Below are 16,794 nucleotides of genomic sequence, written 5' to 3'. Positions count from 1 at the left end.
ATGGAGAAGATGCGCCGTGCGACCTGCGATCTGCGGCCCACTTCGCCCGCTGGGGACACTGTTCGAAGGAGCATCGCAACTGTGGACGTCACGGCATCAGGGAGGCGAACGAGGCCACGAGAACCGGCACGATCCCGATCAGGAAGAAGGCCGGCAGGAAGCAGGCTCCCAGCGGGGCGGCCGTCTGCACCGCGACCCGGCGACTTCGGTGGCGACGTCGCGCAGCGTGTTCACGCCGCAGCTCCAGCGCCACGCCCGACACAACCTCGGCGACCGGCATTCCCGACGCCTGCGCGCGACCGAACGCCCGGCCCAGTGCACCCATGACCGGATCCACGCTCAGGGACCGCCAGACCATCGCCGGATCGGCCGAAATGCTCAGTCGACTCGCGATGATCGCCAACTCCGGACCGAGCGGCGGAGGCGTTGCTTCGGCGACCAGGGCGAAGGCATCGACCGGTGGACGTCCCACTTCCAGCGCAGACACCATGAGATCGAGCGAGGCCGGCAGCGCCGCGGCCAGTTCGCCCGCACGGCGGCGTGCGGCTGCCGACTCCAACCGGCCCACGATCCGGTAGGCCATCGGCGCGACCGCCGCACCCACGACGACGCCGAGCAGCGGGCCGAGAAGCGCCGCACCGGCCAACGGCACGAGCAATGCTGCCATCAACTGCGGCTCCACCCGGCGACCGATCCGTTCCTTGCCGGTCAGCCACTCAACCCGTCGACCAGCGGATCCAGGTACAACACACCAGACCGCGAGCGCGGCCAGGACCGCAGCCGTCACCCTACGCGCTCCGCTGAGAGCGCGATCCGGTCGATCCAGGCGACCCCCAGGCATGCCAGCAGACATCCGCCCGCGGCACACAAAGAACCGATCCATGAGCTGGTCAGGACCGAGACCGGGCTCCCGCCGAGGCCCGATCCGAGCATGAGACCCACGAGGGGCAACATCGCCATCAAGCGTCCGGTGGCCCGTGCGGGTGCCACGCCCGCCTGCACTTCTCGATCGACCTCGCGGCCGTCGCGCACGGCCTGCTCGAGGCGATCGAGCACCACCGCAAGCGGTGCCCCAGCCCGCTCTGCGACGTGCCAGGCGGCACCGACCTCGCGCAGCACCTCCCGACCGGGGACTCCTCCGGCCTCACGGAGCGCCGCTGCAACATCACCGCCCAGATCTGCCGCTCGCGCCGCAGGCGCCAGAAAGGCGAAGTCCCGGCACAGCCCGGTCAACGTCTGTGCTGGGAGCAGACCAGCCCTCAACTCGGCCGCCATGAGGCCCAGCAGATCCGACACTTCATGTCGACGCTGCCGGAGACGCTGCTGCGCCTTCGCCGCACGAAGCTGGCGCATCGCGAATCCGGCCACACCGAGCACGGTCACCGCCACGACGAGTCGTGGGCCCGGCAGTCCGGCAACCAGGGCCAACGCGACGACGGCACCGACCACCGCCCATGGCACGACACGCATGACCACGAACCGTCCATCGCCGAGGCGGTGTCGGACCAACGTCGAACCGGCCGGACGCCACAGCACTACCGCGATGATCGACATACCCGCCGCCAGCACCGTCATCGGAGGATCTGGAGCAGACGGTCACGGCCTGGTCCGGCCGAGACGCCGCCGTCCGAGAACGTCAACGCCGGAACGCACACCACGTTCCCGGTTGCATCGCGCCGGATGACTCCCACCTGCTCGACGATGCGCAGCCCATCACCTCGACGCGCGACGTGGACCACCAGATCGATACTCGCTGCCAACTGGCTGTGGACGGCCTCGCGCGGCAGCCCTGCGGCGACGCCGAGCGCCTCGAAACGCGCCGGGACGTCGGACGGCGAGTTGGCGTGCACGGTCCCGCAGCCGCCTTCGTGACCGGTGTTGAGCGCTGCCAGCAGATCGACAACCTCGGCGCCGCGTACTTCTCCGACCACCAATCGGTCAGGACGCATGCGCAGGGCCTGGCGGACGAGATCGCGGACCGTGACCAGTCCGGCTCCCTCCACATTGGCCGGACGCGCCTCCAGCCCGACGACGTGTGGATGATCCGGTCGCAGTTCGGTCGCGTCCTCGACGATCAGGATCCGTTCGGCCGGATCGACCTGGGCCAACAGGGCCGAGAGCAAAGTCGTCTTGCCCGATCCGGTCCCTCCGGAGATGACGAACGCCGCCCGCGCCTCGATGACCTCGCGTAGACAGATCAACGCCTCGGCCGAGAGCGAACCGGCCCGCTGCAGCTCGTCGAGGGAGAACGCACGTCGAGCCGGAACACGCAACGAGATGGTCGTGCCCGGCCTGGCCAATGGCGCGAGGACCGCGTGCAGTCGGGTGCCGTCACGCAATCGGGCGTCGACCCACGGACTGGCATCGTCGAGGCGTCGACCCGCTTGTGCCGCCAGACGCTGGGCGAGTCGTCGCACCTCGGCCTCGTCGGTGAAGCGCACCGGAACCTGCTCGAGGCCGGTGCCGCAATCGACGAAAACCGCTTCGGCACCGTTGACCAAGACATCGGTGACACCTGGCCGCTCCAGGAGAGGGTCGAGCAACCCGGCGCCCCGGGATTCGCTGCGCAACTGGTCGACCAGCGCCAGCACGGTGTCGCTGCCCGCCAGTTGGTGTTCGGCCCGCAGCGCCTCGGCCACACTGTGCGGCGTCGGCTCGGTCGTCGCGGAGGCAAGCCTCCGGCGTACCCGCTCCAGAAGGGACGGCTCGGTCACGTCGACTCCAGCCCCAAGGTCTCGAGTACCGTCGTGGCGGCACGTCGCAACGTTCGAGACCGTCCCGGGCCGTATCCCCGATCTATCGCGCCGCGAATGCGCCGATCGTGTCGCAGCCGCGCCAGAACCGGTAGACCAAGGACCTCGGAAACCGCTGCTGAACCGATGCCTCCAGGTCGCGCGACGCAGATCAACGCGACAGTCGGCGCGCTGCGCCGCGCCCGCGACAGGACACCGCGCGCCGCGGCAACCGCGCCGATCTCCTCAGGAACGACCAGCAGCGTCAGCACCGATCTTCCGACCAGTTCGGCCGCCTGATCGTCGAGATGGCGGGGCACATCGACCGCAAGCAGATCGAATCCCCGTACCGCCGCCGAGAGCACTCCCGGCCATGACTCGGGCAGCGGACCCCGCTCATCGCGACTCCACGACAGCGTCGAGACCCCGCGATGACGAGGCAGCACCTCGACGAGCGAGCCGGTATCGACCCGGCCACGGGTGGCAGCGAAGTCGTGCCAGCGCAGACCTTCAATCCTCTCCGAGCCCAGCAGGAGCTCCAATCCGCCGCCGTCAGGATCCGCGTCGACAGCCAAAGACCGCAGACCCCGACGCCCGGCCGCCAGCGCTAGCGCCGCGGTCAAGGTCGAGGCGCCGGCACCACCGGCACCTCCCACGACGCTGACGACACATGCCTCATCGCGGCCGTCGAGCGCTCTGGCCAAGGCATCGAGGATCCGCCGCTCCTGATCTGGACTGCACACCGCCTCAGCGCCCAACGCGACCGCGGCAGTCCACCAGTCGGCCGGCTCCCGGGCGACAACAAGCACATGATCGCGTCGTGCGAGTCCGGCATCGGCGGCAGCGCCGAGGAGGTCTTCGCCGACGATGACGCCCGCGGCCTGACGCCAGGATCGTCGGACACCAGTGAGATCGTGCACGAGGTCGGGAACCGCGCCGAGAGCCGCACACCAGCGCTGCGCCTGATCACGCAACCGTTCGTCGCTCGTCGCAATCAGGGGCGCGGTCCCATGGGTCATATCTCGACGATGACGCCGGATGACGAGGACCGAAAGCGTCGGATGGCCGGTTGTGGATATGGCAGGACCGCCCACGATGTTGTGGATCGTCCTATCCTGAACACGTGAGCCCTACACGGACCGCCGCCTTCTTCGACCTCGACAAGACCATCATCGCCAAGTCCAGCACCCTGGCATTCGGCAAGCCCTTCTACGACGGCGGTCTGCTCAATCGTCGCGCCGTGCTGCGCAGTGCGTATGCCAATTTCATGTTCTCGATCAGCGGCGCCGACCACGACCAGCTCGAGAAGATGCGCGCCTATCTGACCCAGATGGTCAAGGGCTGGGACGTCGAAGTCGTCCGCCAGGCAGTCGCCGAGACACTCCATTCGATCATCGACCCGATCGTGTTCGACGAAGCCGTGACCCTCATCGAAGAGCACCAGGCCGCAGGCCGCGACGTCATCATCGTGTCGGCCTCGGGCGCCGAGGTGGTCGAACCGATCGGCGCGATGCTCGGCGTCGACCACGTCATCGCCACGACGCTCATCGCCGAAGAGGGTCGCTACACCGGCGAGGTCGACTTCTACGCCTACGGCCCGCACAAGGCCACTGCGATGCTCCAGCTCGCTGAGGAACGCGGCTACGATCTGGCCCACTCGTACGCCTACTCCGATTCCGAGACCGATGTGCCGATGTTGCAGGCGGTCGGTCACCCGTTCGCGGTCAATCCCGACAAAACGCTGCGCAAGCTGGCCCAGGAGAAGGACTGGCCGATCCTCGTGTTCGCCCGTCCGGTCGCCTTGCGCCCACGTCTCGGACTGACCACGAAAGTGGGCAAAGCCGCCGCGGCGACGGCCGCCGTCAGCGCCGCGGGCGCTATCGCGGTGGCGCTCGTGACCCGCAGGAAGTACCGTCCGTCGGCGTGATCGCCCGCCGGACCTTGTGAATCAAGGCGCACAACGTTACGCGTGAGTAGGCCTTTTGTTTCATCCGACGCTGGCGTAGACAGGAGTCAGTTGTAGATCACAACTCCACAGCGGCACAGCATCCGGTACCCACGCGGCGATCACCCGTCTCAATGGGAAGGCCGCTCGCAGGACTCCAACCCACAGAGGATCCATTTGGAGCCGCGACGGCACAGATTCAGCACGCATGGTAGCCGCGCCCTGCTGGCCAGGTGGCGTCGATTCCTCCGAGAGTCGGCGCCACCACCTATGTCTGGGGGCAGTGCGGTCAGCGGGCCAACGGGGAAGCCTCAGCCGCCCGGGTGAAGGCCTGCGATGCGTACATCAGCCACTGGTGCACACCGGTCGGCTTGCCGCTGCCGTACGCAGCAAGGGCCGAGGCATAGCCTTCCGGCTCGGCCGCATGACCGGCTTCAGGCACCAGTACCGAAGCCGGGTCGACACCCTTCGACACCAGCACGAGTCGCTCCGCCGCACGTCCGACGATCGCGTTGTGGGTCGCGAATGCGCCCGCCGACGTGATCTCGGCGTTGACGAGAGCCGCGACGACCAGACCGGGCGCCTGGGTCGGCTGGCCCAGCATCCAGGCCAGTTCGGTCAGCCGCGCGACGCCCTCTGCGTTGACCGGACGGCCGAGGTCGATGTCGTCGACGGAGCCGGCTGCGGCGAGGGCGTGGATCCGTGCCAGCGCCTGGACGGGTGCACGGTTCCACACCGGGAGCAGGCCGAGGAGCTCGGTCGACAGGCGCACCGCGCCGCGGGCGAGCGGGTCACCGCCTCCCGCTGCGAGTTCGTCGACCGTGAAGGTGCTGCCTTCGAGACTCGCGGTCGCCGCGGCGCCGAGCAGTAACGCTCGCGCCGTGTCGTCGGGGGTGCTGCGCCGGAGCCCGCGGTCGCGCAGGATTCCGTCGATGCCGTCGCGGGTACCGGCATAGGTCGATGGGATGCCCTCGAGCTGGGCAGCCGAGATGAACGGATCGGACACGCCCGAAGCGTACCGGCCGCCTCATACGGGTAGCGGTAGCCTTCACACAATGAACGACTCCCCCGAAGATCGCACGGCCAAGTGGCTGGTCGGGGATCGCCTGTCCTGTGTGTTGCACCTCGGCGACGGTTCGCTTGCCTACCGGCTGGCTGAGCAGGGTCATGAGGTCGTCGTCGCAGGCGACGATGTGATCCAAAGCCGCCACCCGGAGATCCAATACGTCCGCAGTTCCGGCGAGCGACTGCCATTCGTCGGCGACGCGTTCGACGCCGTGATCGTCCCCGAGTTGCGTGAGTCGCCGACCGCGCTGGCCGAGTACGCCCGCGTGCTGCGACCCGACGGACTGCTGTCGACGATCTCGCGACGACACGACGACTCGATCCCCTGGATGCGCAAGCTGCGCGAGATCATCGGCGTCCGCGAGCACGGTGCCGCGTCGGTCGACACATTCAGCGCGTCGGGACTGTTCCACGAACCCGAAAGTCATGCCGTCGGCTCGTGGGAGAAGCTCGATCTGCCGGGCCTGCTCCGCTTCGCCGAGGCCACGAAACACCCCTCGGTCAGCGAGGCCGCGCTGACCGACGTCCGTGAGCTGTTCATGAGCTACGGCGGCCAGACCGGATTCTTGCGGCTGCGGCACGAGACGTTCTGCACGCGGGCCCGCGTCGACAAGGCCAGCATGAGCCAGGACGTCGATCCGCCCGACACGATGCTGCTCGACTTCCGCTGAGTCTGCACGATCCCCGCAGAATGCTGTCCCCCGTAGAGTTAGGGGGTGAAGTTCCTCAATGATCTGCTGCCTTCGTTCGACCTGACGTACAACGACGTCTTCATGGTGCCGGGCCGCTCCGATGTGACGAGCCGCTTCGACGTCGACCTGAGCACCGAAGACGGCACCGGGACGACCCTCCCGCTCGTCGTGGCCAATATGACCGCGATCTCCGGCAAGCGCATGGCCGAGACGATCGCCCGCCGCGGCGGCATCGCGATCATCCCGCAGGACATTCCGCTCGACATCGTCAGCGAGACGATCTCGCGGGTCAAAGCCGCCCACACGGTGTACGACACCCCGGTGACGGTCGGACCGGCCACGACGATCGGCGAGGCCATGAGCCTCATACCGAAACGGGCGCATGGCGCTGTCGTGGTCGTCGAGGACGGCCGGGTCCTCGGCATCGTGACCGAGCGCGACGGCGCCGAGATCGATCGTTTCGCCCAGGTCCGCGAGGTCATGACAACCGATGTGCTGACCTTCAAATCAGGCACCGACCCGAAGACGTGCTTCAACGAGATGTCCGCGAGTCACATCGACTTCGCCCCCGTCGTCGACGGCGATCAGCTGGTCGGCGTCCTGACCCGCAAATCGGCACTGCGATCGACGATCTACGATCCCGCCGTCGATCCCGACGGCCAACTCGTCATCGGCGCCGCTGTCGGCATCAACGGCGATGTCGAGGGCAAGGCCGCCGCGCTGCTGGCGATGGGCATCGACGTGCTGGTCGTCGACACCGCGCACGGTCACCAGGTCAAGATGCTCGACGCCCTCCCGATCGTCGCGGCCGCCCGTGACGCCCATGCCGCAAGCTCCGGACGGCGCGTGCCGATCGCTGCCGGCAACGTCGTCTCGGCCGGCGGGGTACGCGATCTCGTCGCGCAGGGCGCCGACATCATCAAGGTCGGTGTCGGTCCCGGAGCGATGTGCACGACCCGCATGATGACCGGCGTCGGACGTCCGCAGTTCTCGGCCGTTCTCGAGTGCGCCGACGCGGCGCGTGAACTCGGTGCTCACGTTTGGGCCGATGGTGGCGTCCGGTATCCCCGCGATGTCGCGCTGGCCCTGGCCGCCGGAGCTGCGAGCGTCATGATCGGCTCCTGGTTCGCCGGAACGCTGGAAAGCCCCGGCGACCTCAAGGTCGGCCCCGACGGCCGGCCCTACAAGGAGTCGTTCGGCATGGCCTCGGCTCGCGCGGTCTCCAATCGCACCCGCGACGCCGCCGGTTTCGAACGCGCCCGCATGGCGCTGTTCGAGGAGGGCATCTCGTCCTCGCGGATGTTCCTGGATCCCGAACGACCCGGTGTCGAGGATCTCGTCGACGCGATCATTGCGGGCGTCCGGTCGAGCGCGACGTACGCCGGCGCCCGGTCGATCCCTGAATTCCGCGAACGCGCGACCGTGGGCCTGCAGAGTTCAGCCGGATACGACGAGGGACGTCCGCTCAACGCCAGTTGGTAGGGCGCGCGGCTCCGCCGCAACCAGCGACTCGTTCCTCCTCGCTGCTGGGCTTCGCCCAGGCGCCTGTCTCGCTTCGCTCGCCCCATGGTCACCAGGATCAGATGAGCTGGCTGGGGACCAGCTGGTGAAGCGCGGCCAACGCCACCTCGTCATCTCGGTGCGCGACGGCCACGTCCCAGTAGATGTGCGATCGGTCGTCGGGAGTCCCGTCCAATGCCGTCGCGGCGACCGCCATGTCTCCCACCGCGACACGCCCCAGCGGCTGGCCGCTGTAGTCCCACACCGCGACCTCGCTGTAGCCGAGCTCGGCCAGCTCCTCCCAGACCAGGAGCGGATGATTGTCCGCGATCCGCGACAACACGTGGTCGTATTCGAAGAACAGCACCGGCGACGACTCCGACCACGCCCGCGCCAAGGCAGGCACCAGCACGACGTCATAGCCGTCGGTGTCGGACTTCACGAGCCGCAGCCGGTCGAGATCCGGGTGACGGCGGCGCAGTTCCGTGGTCGAGACGGTCGGCGCGGTCTCCGTCGACGTGCCTGGCTCGAACCGGGTCGTGCCGCCGACTCTGACCGGTGCCTTCTGCACCGATTCGGCCGCCTCGCCGGGTTCCAACAGGGAGGCCTCGATCGTGACCCCCGGATCGTCACCGACATTGCGCCGCAGGTACTCCAGGAAGAATCCGTCTGCCTCGACGCACAGAACACGAGACTCGACGGCGTTCATGATCTGCAACGTCGAGTCGCCCACATTCGCGCCGACGTCGATGACCGTCAACGGAGTGTCGTCGACCGCGAGCAAGGCTGCGAGCTCGACCAGATTCTGACCGTACGACGGCGCGAGACGTGCGTAGTCGGGCAGCCGGTGCGACCACGGGAGCCACAGATCGACACCCTGCACATTGCGCCTGACTGAGCGGTGCGGCCAGGTCCCCCGCACTGCCCAGCCGATCCGCCGGACGACCCGCTGGACCAGATTCTCAGACGTGCGCGGGCGCTGGCTCATACTCGGCTCCTTCGACAGTGCTCGGATTCGGATCGGGTCGCTGGGCGAAGTACGTCAGGGTGATGAAGAACCACAAGTGCCGGTCCCAGATCAGCGGTTCGAACTGGGCGATGACGAAATAACCGATCACCGCGGCCAAAAGGCACGTCTGCATCGATGTGTCCTTGGTCATACCGATCCGGAAGCGATCGAACACGACCAGGAAGAATGTGACCCAGATGATGAGCAGTCCGATCAGCGCGATCAGGCCGCCGAGATTGACCGTCTGCAGCACGAGGTTGTGAGCCGCCAACGCCTCCCCGAAACCAACGCCGGTCCACGGATGCGTCCCGATGACGTGCAGCGAATCCCAGAACACCGCGATGTGCGCGTCGTTGCTCGCACTGAGCAGTCCTTGACGTTCACCCCGTCCGACGATTCGCAGCAGGTTCTCACTGGCGGGCAGGTACGGCATCAGCGCGATGAGCAGCGCCAGCCCCAATATCCCACCGCCCACCGCGAGGGCGATGCCTTTGAGACGGGCACAGCAGGCGATGAAGATGACGCCGAGGACGACGCCCAGCACCGCGGACCGCATGCCGGTCAACAGCATCCCGTAGACGCACACAGCACCCATCAAGGCCGATGCGGCACGCACCAGGTTGTTGGACGTCGACAAGAACCACCCCAGGAAGACGAACGCGCCGAACATCGCCGCCAGCCCGAGGTGCCCCAGGTGCGCACCGAAGCCGGAGGCACGCTGCAGCGCCGGATCGTTGCGGCCCATCAACGCGGCCACCGAGCTGATGAACCCGCCCAGCGCGTAGAAGATCACCAACATGATCGCGACCTTTTGGCGCGGATTCATGAACGTCACGATGATGATGACCATGGGTGCGCCCGCGATGAATTTGAGCATCTGGCCCGTACCGGCCCAGTCCTGCGAGCTCGCCATGCCGATCAGCCCGCCCGCGGTCACCAGGAAGGTTCCGACGAGGACGACCATCACGGTGCCCGGCGGAGTGGCCCGGCGCGCGAACGGCAGCGTTGCCACCCCCGCGAGAACCAGGGCGATATCGCCGATCGACACACCTGTCGCGGGACGGATTCCGTTGAGCGGGAGCAGCACCGCAACGATCGCGAACGGCAACAGAGCCGTGATGAGCCGGTTGGCGTGCAAGCCGATCACGAGCACCACCAGGGCCAACACCGCGCTGAACATGAGCGCGAGAGCCGGTGAGAGCTTGAACGTCAAGGCGACGAACGCACACGCACTGATGGCAAGGGCAGCAAAACGCAGCCGAGCGTCCGGGTCCAACCGGCTCACAAGGGCTTGGGACACATCGCTCCTGAGACGGTGCTTGTGAAACGGCACTCACGAAAAAGTGCCAACGGAAGCCCCATCCTAGGCCTAAGGTCCCGTCCGATGACATACTTTTGTCCCGCAGGCCGGATCGTTCTGGCCGCTGAGGAGGACACCGCACGTGACGCTGACCGATTACGTCCGCCGCATTTCGCAGCGCTGGCGTGTGATTGTGCTGACCATGGCGGTGCTGGTCGCTCTCGCCACCGTCATCACTTTGCTGATCACTCCGAAGTACGAATCGCGTGCGCGCGTATTCGTCTCCAACTCCGGGCAGAATCAGGACATCAGCTCGGCTCTCGGCGCCGGCATATACGCACAGCAGAAGGTCTTGAGCTATGCCGCGATCGCCTCATCGGAGAAGATGGCCGAGACGGTTATCGCCGATCTCAACCTGAACGTGTCACCTGCCGAGATCGCCAGCCAGGTCAAGACATCCGTCGAGTTCGGGACGGTCCTGGTCACGATCGTCGTCACGGACGAATCGGCCGACCGTGCGAGCGCGATCGCCAACTCGATCATCACGAACTACAACCGGGTCGTGGCCGAGGTCGACGTCGCTGACGGCGAGTCCTCGCCCATCACGGTCAGCGCGATGGAGACGCCGACGCTGCCGACGTCCCCGACGTCCCCGAAGATCGGTCTCAACATCATCGCGGCGCTGTTCGCCGGATTCCTGCTCGGCATCGCGCTGGCCGCTCTGCGCGATCTCCTGGACGACACGGTCAAGACGGTCAGCGACCTCGAGGACATCGAACTCGCGACGCTCGGCCCCATCCCGACCCGTTCGGCCAAGAAACGAGGCCGCAACGGCGAAGCGCCGAGTACATTGATCTCGTTCAGCGAGAACACTCCGGCCGCCGAGGCATTCCGCCAGCTCCGGGTCAATCTGCAGTTCGCCTCGCTCGACCGTCAACCACGCAAACTGCTCGTGACCTCGACGGGCCCCGGTGAAGGCAAGTCATTCGTCTGCGCCAACCTCGCTGCGGTGTACGCCGCAACCGGCATGCGGGTGGCACTGGTCGACCTCGACCTGCGTCGTCCCATGCTTGCCGAACGGCTGGGCCTCGAACGCTCGGTCGGCGTCACCTCGGTGCTGCTACGCCGCGCCGCCATCGAGGAAGCGCTCCAGCCGGTCAACGACAGCCACCTCATGCTGCTGTCGTCCGGGCCGCTGCCGCCCAATCCGGCCGATGTCTTGTCGACCGAGGTGCTCGCCGAGGTGCTCGATAAACTCGCCAACGACTTCGACATCGTGATCCTCGACAGCCCACCGGCCGGGATGTTCGCCGATGCCCGCCAGCTGACGTCGATGGTCGACGGCACGATCGTCGTCAGCCGCTACCGGCACACCAAGAAGGGACCGCTCGCCGACACTGTCAAAGGCCTGCGCGACGTCGGCGGCAACGTCCTCGGCGTGATCCTCAACCGGGCACCCACCAAGGGCCAGGGCGACTACGACCAGTACGGCTACAACGCGTACCAGCCGACCAACCGTCACAACAAGCGAGCCAAGACCTAGGCGTGCCGAGCCTCAGGCATCCGGCGACACGGGTCCTCGCATCGTCGCTGATCACCCAGGCCGGCCTGGTCGTCACCGGCCCGCTGACGGTCAGACTGCTCGGTGTGGAGGCGCGCGGCGAGGTCGCGTTGATCGTCGCGACGGTGCTGCTGATCAGTCAGGTCGGACCGTGGGGCCTCCCCCAGGCGTTCGCGTACTTCATCGCCCGGGGTGACACCGATCCTCGCGCGCTGCTGGACGCCTACCTGGGCCGCTATCTGCGCAAGACGGCCCTGATCGCGGTCCTCGGCGCCCTCGGGATACTCGCCGCCTCACGGTTCGCGACGGATCTGACCCATCCCCTCGCCGAGGCATTGCTCGCGATGACCGGAATCGCCTCGATCATGGTCGCGGTGCTGGCATTGGCCTGCCTGACCGGCGCCAAACGCTTCAACGCCCTCGCGGTGCTCCAGGCCGTGCCGGGCCTGAGCTACACCGTCGCGATCATCGTCGTCGCGTTCATCGGCCGCGCCTCGATCCTGTTGATCCTGGTGCTGTTCTTCATCAGCTGGTTCGCCGTCGCGGTGATCGGCGTGTGGCTGGTCCGCCGACCTGGTCCCGCGACGGTCGCGGATGTCCCCGCACTTCCAGTGTTGCGCTCCTATGCCCGCCGCGCCTTCGTCACCGCCGCCGCACCGATCGACAATCTCGGCCTCGACCAGCTGGCGGTCGGGCTGATCCTCTCGCACACCGAGCTGGGGCTGTACATCGTCGCGCTGGCGTTCGAGACCGGACCGGTTCTGGTCCTCCTGGCGCTCACGAGCGTCTGCACCCCCACGGTCGCCTCGATCACGGATCCCGCGGCCCAGAGGGCGCACTGCCGCCGCTGGATCGTCATCGGCGCGGGGACAGGTCTTGCCGTCGTCGCCGCGATCCAGCTCGTGATCGACCCCGGCCTCGAACTCGCCTTCGGCTCCGAGGCGGCAGCCGCCGTGCCCGCCACCCGGATCCTGGTCACAGCCGGCCTGTTCCTCGGTCTACGTCGCCTCACGGCGGGCATGCTGCAAGGCATGGGACGCCCGCTGCTGGCGACCTGGGCCGAGACCTCGGGCCTTGCGGTGTTCGTCGTCCTGATTTTTCCCCTGAGCCGTCAGTGGGGTGTCGAGGGCTCCTGCTTCGTGATGCTGCTGGCGGGACTGGTCGCGACCGTCACGAGCCTGGTGATGATCCTGTGGCCGCAAGCTGCATCAGCATCGCCCGAGTCTGTCGCACTGTCCGAACCCAGGTGAACGCTGCCGCGTGATCACGGGCCGCCTCGCGCTGATCTGCCGTCATGGCGCCGGCGGCCGTCACGGCGTCCGCCAAGGCGGTCGGACTCCATTCGGACATGATCGTCGCGTGCCCGCCCGCGATCTCGTTGGTCGCGCGTTCGGGGCCGATCACGACCGGAGATCCCAGCAGCATGCCTTCGACGACCGGCAGGCCGAATCCCTCGAAGTCGGTGGGGAACACGACCATCTCCGCTTCCGCCATGACCTGTTGAAATCTGTCCTCAGGCAGGAACGGCGCCAATTGCACGTACTCGTTCAAGTCCTGAGCCGTGAGCTGGGCGATCAGCTCGTCCTGCTGCGATCTAGGGACACCCAGCATCAGAAGCGGCGGAACGTCGCCGCCGCGCCGGACGAGTTCTGACCAGCCGTCGACCAGCAGACCGACGTTCTTGTTGGTGTGGTGCGCGAACGTCACGCACGGCCCGACACCTGCCGGCGACGGCCACTGCTCGACGTGATCGGCACCCAGATGCGCAACCGCCGAAGGAGTCGCGCGGGTCGAGGGATGTCGCTCGTGCAGATCATCCAGACTGCGCTGGGAGATCGAGATGATGCCGTCCGCCAACTGATATCCGCGTGAGTACGAGATCCGCCGCAAGATCCGGCGTTTGCGGCTGAACTGCTCGGGTCGCAGCTCGTGGCGCAGATCGTAGAGGACGACCGCCATCGGCCGCCCCGGTTTCAGGACTGTCGTCGACGGCAAAGTGGCCAATACCGCATCGGAATTCAGTTGGCGGGTCAGACGTCGCAGCGACTTGGTCTGAGCCAGCGGACGTCCGATCGAGGCCGGCCGGCGCACCGCGATCTCATGGCGCACGTGACCCGCGGTCGGCAGGGACGAGCCGATCGGGACGATGACATGCAGCTCGTCTTCGGGAAATGCCTCGGACCACTTGGCCAACAGATGTTCGACGTACGTGCGGATGCCGCCGAACTCGGCGCACATCGCCTCGACGACGATCCTCAACCGTTCGGCCTTCCGGACTTCTGCACGAAGATCATCAGCGTCGGCGCCCAGCGCGGCGGTGTCAGGCGACCCAGGCCGGCAGCGAGCCGCCAAGCCACAGGCGAACGTCCGAAGTACGTCGGCTCGCTGGTGTGCCCGTAGACGTGCAGATCGTGGGCCGCGAAGAGTCGGCCCAGATCACGGCGGGTGTTCATGGTGTAGCGGGTCGGGAAGACGTCCTCGGCCTTGCGGTCGGGCTGCAGACGACGCAACGTCCGCACGTGCAGGCTGTTGGGCACCGCCCGGGCACCGACGCCGATCATGCCCCACTTGTTGGGGGTCCGGGCCGCGAACCAACCACCGGGCTTGAGCACTCGCATGACGTCGTCGGCCACATCCTGCGCATCGTCGGCATTGACGTGCTCCAAGACGTGATCGGCGATCACCAGGTCGAACGCTCCGGCCTCGAAGGGCAACTGATCTCCCAATGCCACGACCTGCGCGGCATCGAGGGCCGGATTGGTCAGCACTGCCGGGTCGACGTCGGTGCCGACGACTTCGGCGACGCGGCCACGCAGCATCCGCAGACGGCGCGACATCTCCGGCATCGGGTCGACGGCCCAATGGCCACGACCTGCACCGAAGTCGAGGACCCGGCTCAACTCGCCGACCAGCGCATTGATCCGGGTGTAGAACTCGACCTGCCCGTCGAGTCGGGAGAATCCACCGACCGCCGCCTCGGGATAGAGCCGCCGCAGCACGGGATCGGGACTGAAGCTCTCAACGTCCATTTCTGCTCCTCAGGAAGAGTCCGTCGCATTGCAGGAGACGACCGGCGTCGTCGGAGATCCCGGTCTCGATGCTCCACATCGTCAGACCGTGTCCGGTCATCTGTTCGACGAGGTCGCCGTACAGTCGTTGTCCCTCGTACAACTCGACGAACGACAGCTCCAACTGGATCGCCGCGAACTCGTCCACGAGCGTCCCCGCGCCGTCGAGGACCTGTTGTTCGTAACCCTGGGTGTCGATCTTGAGCAATGTCCTGGCGGGCACGATGTCGTGGGCGGCGACCAGGTCGATGACCGTCACGACGTCGATGTCTTGGGTACCGATGACCTGCGACTCGGGGTCCGCGGCCAGGTGCTCGCGGGTCATGGTCAGCAACGAGGACGAATAGGAGTTGGCCGAGACGTTGATCTGTGTCGCGCCGGGTTCGGCTCCCACCGCGGTGTTGACGCATTGCCACTGCGGATCGGCCGACGCCCGCCGCGAGAGCTGTTCGAAGGCGGTGGCGAGGGGCTCGATCGAGATGATCCGGCCGTCGAATCCGGCGGTGCGGACCATCCGGCCGAACTGCCCGACGTTCGCGCCGACGTCGAGCACGGTGTCGATGCCTCCGTGCTCCAACGCCCGCACGAGGCGGCGGACGTACGGATCGCGACCGATCGACAGATCGGCACGTTGCAGACCGCGCCGGACGCCGAGCTTGGCGACCTCACGCATGCGGTTCTTCAGGCCTTGGTCGTTCACGGTGCCTCCGAGCTGACTCGATCAGTAGGTGCCGGCCGTGTGCGGGGGACCCCGATACGGCTCGATTTGCGAGCGGTGGGCAGTTCCACCGCCCGGTAGAACGCGACGGCCACGACGAGGCTCCCGATGTAGCCCGCCACGACCATGGCCCAGATATCGGCTGTGTCACCGCCCAGTTCGAGGGGACGGACGATGAACCGCCACAGCATCTCCAGGACCACGGCGTGCACGAGATAGTGCGAATACGACCGTTGACCGAGCCAACGCAGCCAGCGCCAGCTCAGGATCCGGATCAGATACGACCGGCTGCCGGTGACGTCGGCGTGGAAGATCCACGCCAGGAACAGCGGGCTGACCAGAGCGTCGAGCACGAAGTAGCGCCCAGTGCTCTGCGGCAGGGGTCCGAAGGCCATCACGACAACGGCCAGCAGCAGGCTCAGCGCCACGACGGGCGCCATCATGTGCGCAGTATCGGCCCGTCGCGTGGTGGACAACCCCTGGCGTCTCGCGCCGACCCAGAATGCCGCGATGAACGCGAAGATGAAAAACGGTGCGTGGAAGTGCGGCAGGGCGAACACCACGAGCAGGGTCAGCGTCGCCCCGAACAGCAGCACCAAGGAGCGACGCCGGATCAAGATCACGAGCGGCGCCATGAGGTAGAGGTGGTACTCGATCGGGACGGTCCAGAGCTGGTGGCTGACCGGGACGTGGCCCAGCACGTCACTGATCATCAGGAAGTCGGTCGTGACCCGCCACCAGGTCAGCGGCAGACCGCTGTCCCAGTGGGTTCCTTGCGCCTGGTCGAGTCCGAACGCGAGCATCAAGATCACCGCAAACGCCAAGGCCGCCCAGTAGGCCGGCACCATGCGCCAGGTCCGACGCAGCATGTAGACCCTGAACGTCGCGCCCAGGTCGTCGTGCGTGAAACCGCCGCGCCAATGCCGTCCCAGCAGATATCCCGACAGCAGCACGAAAACCACGACGGCCTCCCTCGCCGCGGCGCCGAGGGGCAGGCTGACGATCTGCTGACCGCTCGACGGCGCGACCGGCACGATGGTCAAGAACCCGTGCCACACAATGACCGCGGCGCACGCGATCGCGCGAATGGAATCCATCCACGCCAGCGTCGGCATCTTCTGCGGCACTCGATACCCCTCGCGATTGCTGGACGACTCAGACGCCGGTTCAACGAGTCGCCCCGATATGCGGTTACGCGTTCACA

At 67.1% G+C, this 16,794-nt stretch carries 16 protein-coding genes; 5 read left to right on the top strand and 11 right to left on the bottom strand.

Annotation, left to right across the window (positions count from 1 at the left end; translation table 11 throughout):
* Positions 1–88: 88 nt before the first annotated feature.
* Genes ACXJKC_RS16440 through ssd form a run of 4 tightly spaced genes read right to left on the bottom strand, consistent with a single transcriptional unit; the run spans position 89 to position 3,751 of the window.
* Positions 89–787 carry a type II secretion system F family protein gene (locus ACXJKC_RS16440; RefSeq protein WP_456697822.1) on the bottom strand — a complete coding sequence of 233 codons (699 nt, stop codon included), beginning with the start codon at positions 785–787 and terminating at the stop codon, positions 89–91.
* On the bottom strand, positions 784–1,575 hold the full coding sequence (locus ACXJKC_RS16435; protein WP_456697821.1) for a type II secretion system F family protein: 792 nt from the start codon (positions 1,573–1,575) through the stop codon (positions 784–786). The genes ACXJKC_RS16440 and ACXJKC_RS16435 overlap by 4 nt, the downstream gene beginning before the upstream one ends.
* Positions 1,572–2,714, bottom strand: coding sequence for a TadA family conjugal transfer-associated ATPase (locus tag ACXJKC_RS16430; RefSeq protein WP_456697820.1), 1,143 nt, complete (start codon positions 2,712–2,714; stop codon positions 1,572–1,574). The genes ACXJKC_RS16435 and ACXJKC_RS16430 overlap by 4 nt, the downstream gene beginning before the upstream one ends.
* Complete coding sequence (gene ssd, locus ACXJKC_RS16425) at positions 2,711–3,751, bottom strand: septum site-determining protein Ssd (RefSeq protein WP_456697819.1); 1,041 nt, start codon at positions 3,749–3,751, stop codon at positions 2,711–2,713. Before ssd ends, ACXJKC_RS16430 begins: the two co-directional genes overlap by 4 nt.
* A gap of 104 nt (positions 3,752–3,855) precedes the next feature.
* Here ssd and ACXJKC_RS16420 point away from each other — a divergent pair, with 104 nt between their 5' ends.
* A complete protein-coding gene (locus ACXJKC_RS16420; RefSeq protein ID WP_456697818.1) occupies positions 3,856–4,659 on the top strand; it encodes an HAD family hydrolase in 804 nt (267 codons plus the stop codon).
* Between the two features lie 307 nt (positions 4,660–4,966).
* Here ACXJKC_RS16420 and ACXJKC_RS16415 read toward each other — a convergent pair whose 3' ends face one another.
* Complete coding sequence (locus tag ACXJKC_RS16415; protein WP_456697817.1) at positions 4,967–5,683, bottom strand: oxidoreductase; 717 nt, start codon at positions 5,681–5,683, stop codon at positions 4,967–4,969.
* A gap of 49 nt (positions 5,684–5,732) precedes the next feature.
* Between ACXJKC_RS16415 and ACXJKC_RS16410 the strand changes: the two genes are divergently transcribed.
* Both ACXJKC_RS16410 and ACXJKC_RS16405 read left to right on the top strand, forming a co-directional pair.
* Positions 5,733–6,413: a class I SAM-dependent methyltransferase gene (locus ACXJKC_RS16410; RefSeq protein WP_456697816.1), complete on the top strand. Its 681-nt coding sequence runs from the start codon at positions 5,733–5,735 to the stop codon at positions 6,411–6,413.
* A 45-nt stretch (positions 6,414–6,458) separates the two neighbouring features.
* Positions 6,459–7,916 carry a GuaB1 family IMP dehydrogenase-related protein gene (locus ACXJKC_RS16405; RefSeq protein WP_456697815.1) on the top strand — a complete coding sequence of 486 codons (1,458 nt, stop codon included), beginning with the start codon at positions 6,459–6,461 and terminating at the stop codon, positions 7,914–7,916.
* A 97-nt stretch (positions 7,917–8,013) separates the two neighbouring features.
* On the opposite strand, the gene ACXJKC_RS16400 is transcribed toward ACXJKC_RS16405, so the two are convergent.
* Together ACXJKC_RS16400 and ACXJKC_RS16395 are read right to left on the bottom strand one after the other, a co-directional pair.
* The gene (locus ACXJKC_RS16400) at positions 8,014–8,922 is read right to left on the bottom strand and encodes an FkbM family methyltransferase (protein WP_456697814.1); all 909 of its coding nucleotides are present in this window, start codon (positions 8,920–8,922) and stop codon (positions 8,014–8,016) included.
* The gene (locus tag ACXJKC_RS16395) at positions 8,897–10,243 is read right to left on the bottom strand and encodes a hypothetical protein (RefSeq protein WP_456697813.1); all 1,347 of its coding nucleotides are present in this window, start codon (positions 10,241–10,243) and stop codon (positions 8,897–8,899) included. Before ACXJKC_RS16395 ends, ACXJKC_RS16400 begins: the two co-directional genes overlap by 26 nt.
* A gap of 142 nt (positions 10,244–10,385) precedes the next feature.
* Between ACXJKC_RS16395 and ACXJKC_RS16390 the strand changes: the two genes are divergently transcribed.
* A complete protein-coding gene (locus tag ACXJKC_RS16390) occupies positions 10,386–11,786 on the top strand; it encodes a polysaccharide biosynthesis tyrosine autokinase (RefSeq protein ID WP_456697812.1) in 1,401 nt (466 codons plus the stop codon).
* Positions 11,787–11,788: 2 nt separating this feature from the next.
* Positions 11,789–13,054, top strand: a complete 1,266-nt coding sequence (locus tag ACXJKC_RS16385; protein WP_456697811.1) for a hypothetical protein — start codon at positions 11,789–11,791, stop codon at positions 13,052–13,054.
* On the opposite strand, the gene ACXJKC_RS16380 is transcribed toward ACXJKC_RS16385, so the two are convergent.
* The 4 genes from ACXJKC_RS16380 to ACXJKC_RS16365 are packed head-to-tail and all read right to left on the bottom strand — an operon-like array spanning position 12,975 to position 16,687.
* Positions 12,975–14,063 carry a glycosyltransferase gene (locus tag ACXJKC_RS16380; protein ID WP_456697810.1) on the bottom strand — a complete coding sequence of 363 codons (1,089 nt, stop codon included), beginning with the start codon at positions 14,061–14,063 and terminating at the stop codon, positions 12,975–12,977. The genes ACXJKC_RS16385 and ACXJKC_RS16380 overlap by 80 nt on opposite strands.
* Positions 14,060–14,833, bottom strand: coding sequence for a class I SAM-dependent methyltransferase (locus tag ACXJKC_RS16375; protein WP_456697809.1), 774 nt, complete (start codon positions 14,831–14,833; stop codon positions 14,060–14,062). Before ACXJKC_RS16375 ends, ACXJKC_RS16380 begins: the two co-directional genes overlap by 4 nt.
* Complete coding sequence (locus ACXJKC_RS16370) at positions 14,823–15,572, bottom strand: FkbM family methyltransferase (protein WP_456697808.1); 750 nt, start codon at positions 15,570–15,572, stop codon at positions 14,823–14,825. Before ACXJKC_RS16370 ends, ACXJKC_RS16375 begins: the two co-directional genes overlap by 11 nt.
* On the bottom strand, positions 15,569–16,687 hold the full coding sequence (locus ACXJKC_RS16365) for an acyltransferase family protein (protein WP_456697807.1): 1,119 nt from the start codon (positions 16,685–16,687) through the stop codon (positions 15,569–15,571). Before ACXJKC_RS16365 ends, ACXJKC_RS16370 begins: the two co-directional genes overlap by 4 nt.
* Positions 16,688–16,794 lie beyond the last annotated feature (107 nt).

The organism is Aeromicrobium sp. P5_D10 (assembly GCF_054049535.1).
The sequence above is the reverse complement of the archived record's forward strand: the minus strand, read 5'-3'. Positions and strand labels throughout refer to the sequence as shown.

Coding starts and splice junctions, on each gene's coding strand:
- ACXJKC_RS16400 (WP_456697814.1), bottom strand. CDS start 8,922: ATGAGCCAGCGCCCGCGCACGTCTGAGAATCTGGTCCAGCGGGTCGTC.
- ssd (WP_456697819.1), bottom strand. CDS start 3,751: ATGACCCATGGGACCGCGCCCCTGATTGCGACGAGCGACGAACGGTTG.
- ACXJKC_RS16365 (WP_456697807.1), bottom strand. CDS start 16,687: ATGGATTCCATTCGCGCGATCGCGTGCGCCGCGGTCATTGTGTGGCAC.
- ACXJKC_RS16375 (WP_456697809.1), bottom strand. CDS start 14,833: ATGGACGTTGAGAGCTTCAGTCCCGATCCCGTGCTGCGGCGGCTCTAT.
- ACXJKC_RS16435 (WP_456697821.1), bottom strand. CDS start 1,575: ATGACGGTGCTGGCGGCGGGTATGTCGATCATCGCGGTAGTGCTGTGG.
- ACXJKC_RS16410 (WP_456697816.1), top strand. CDS start 5,733: ATGAACGACTCCCCCGAAGATCGCACGGCCAAGTGGCTGGTCGGGGAT.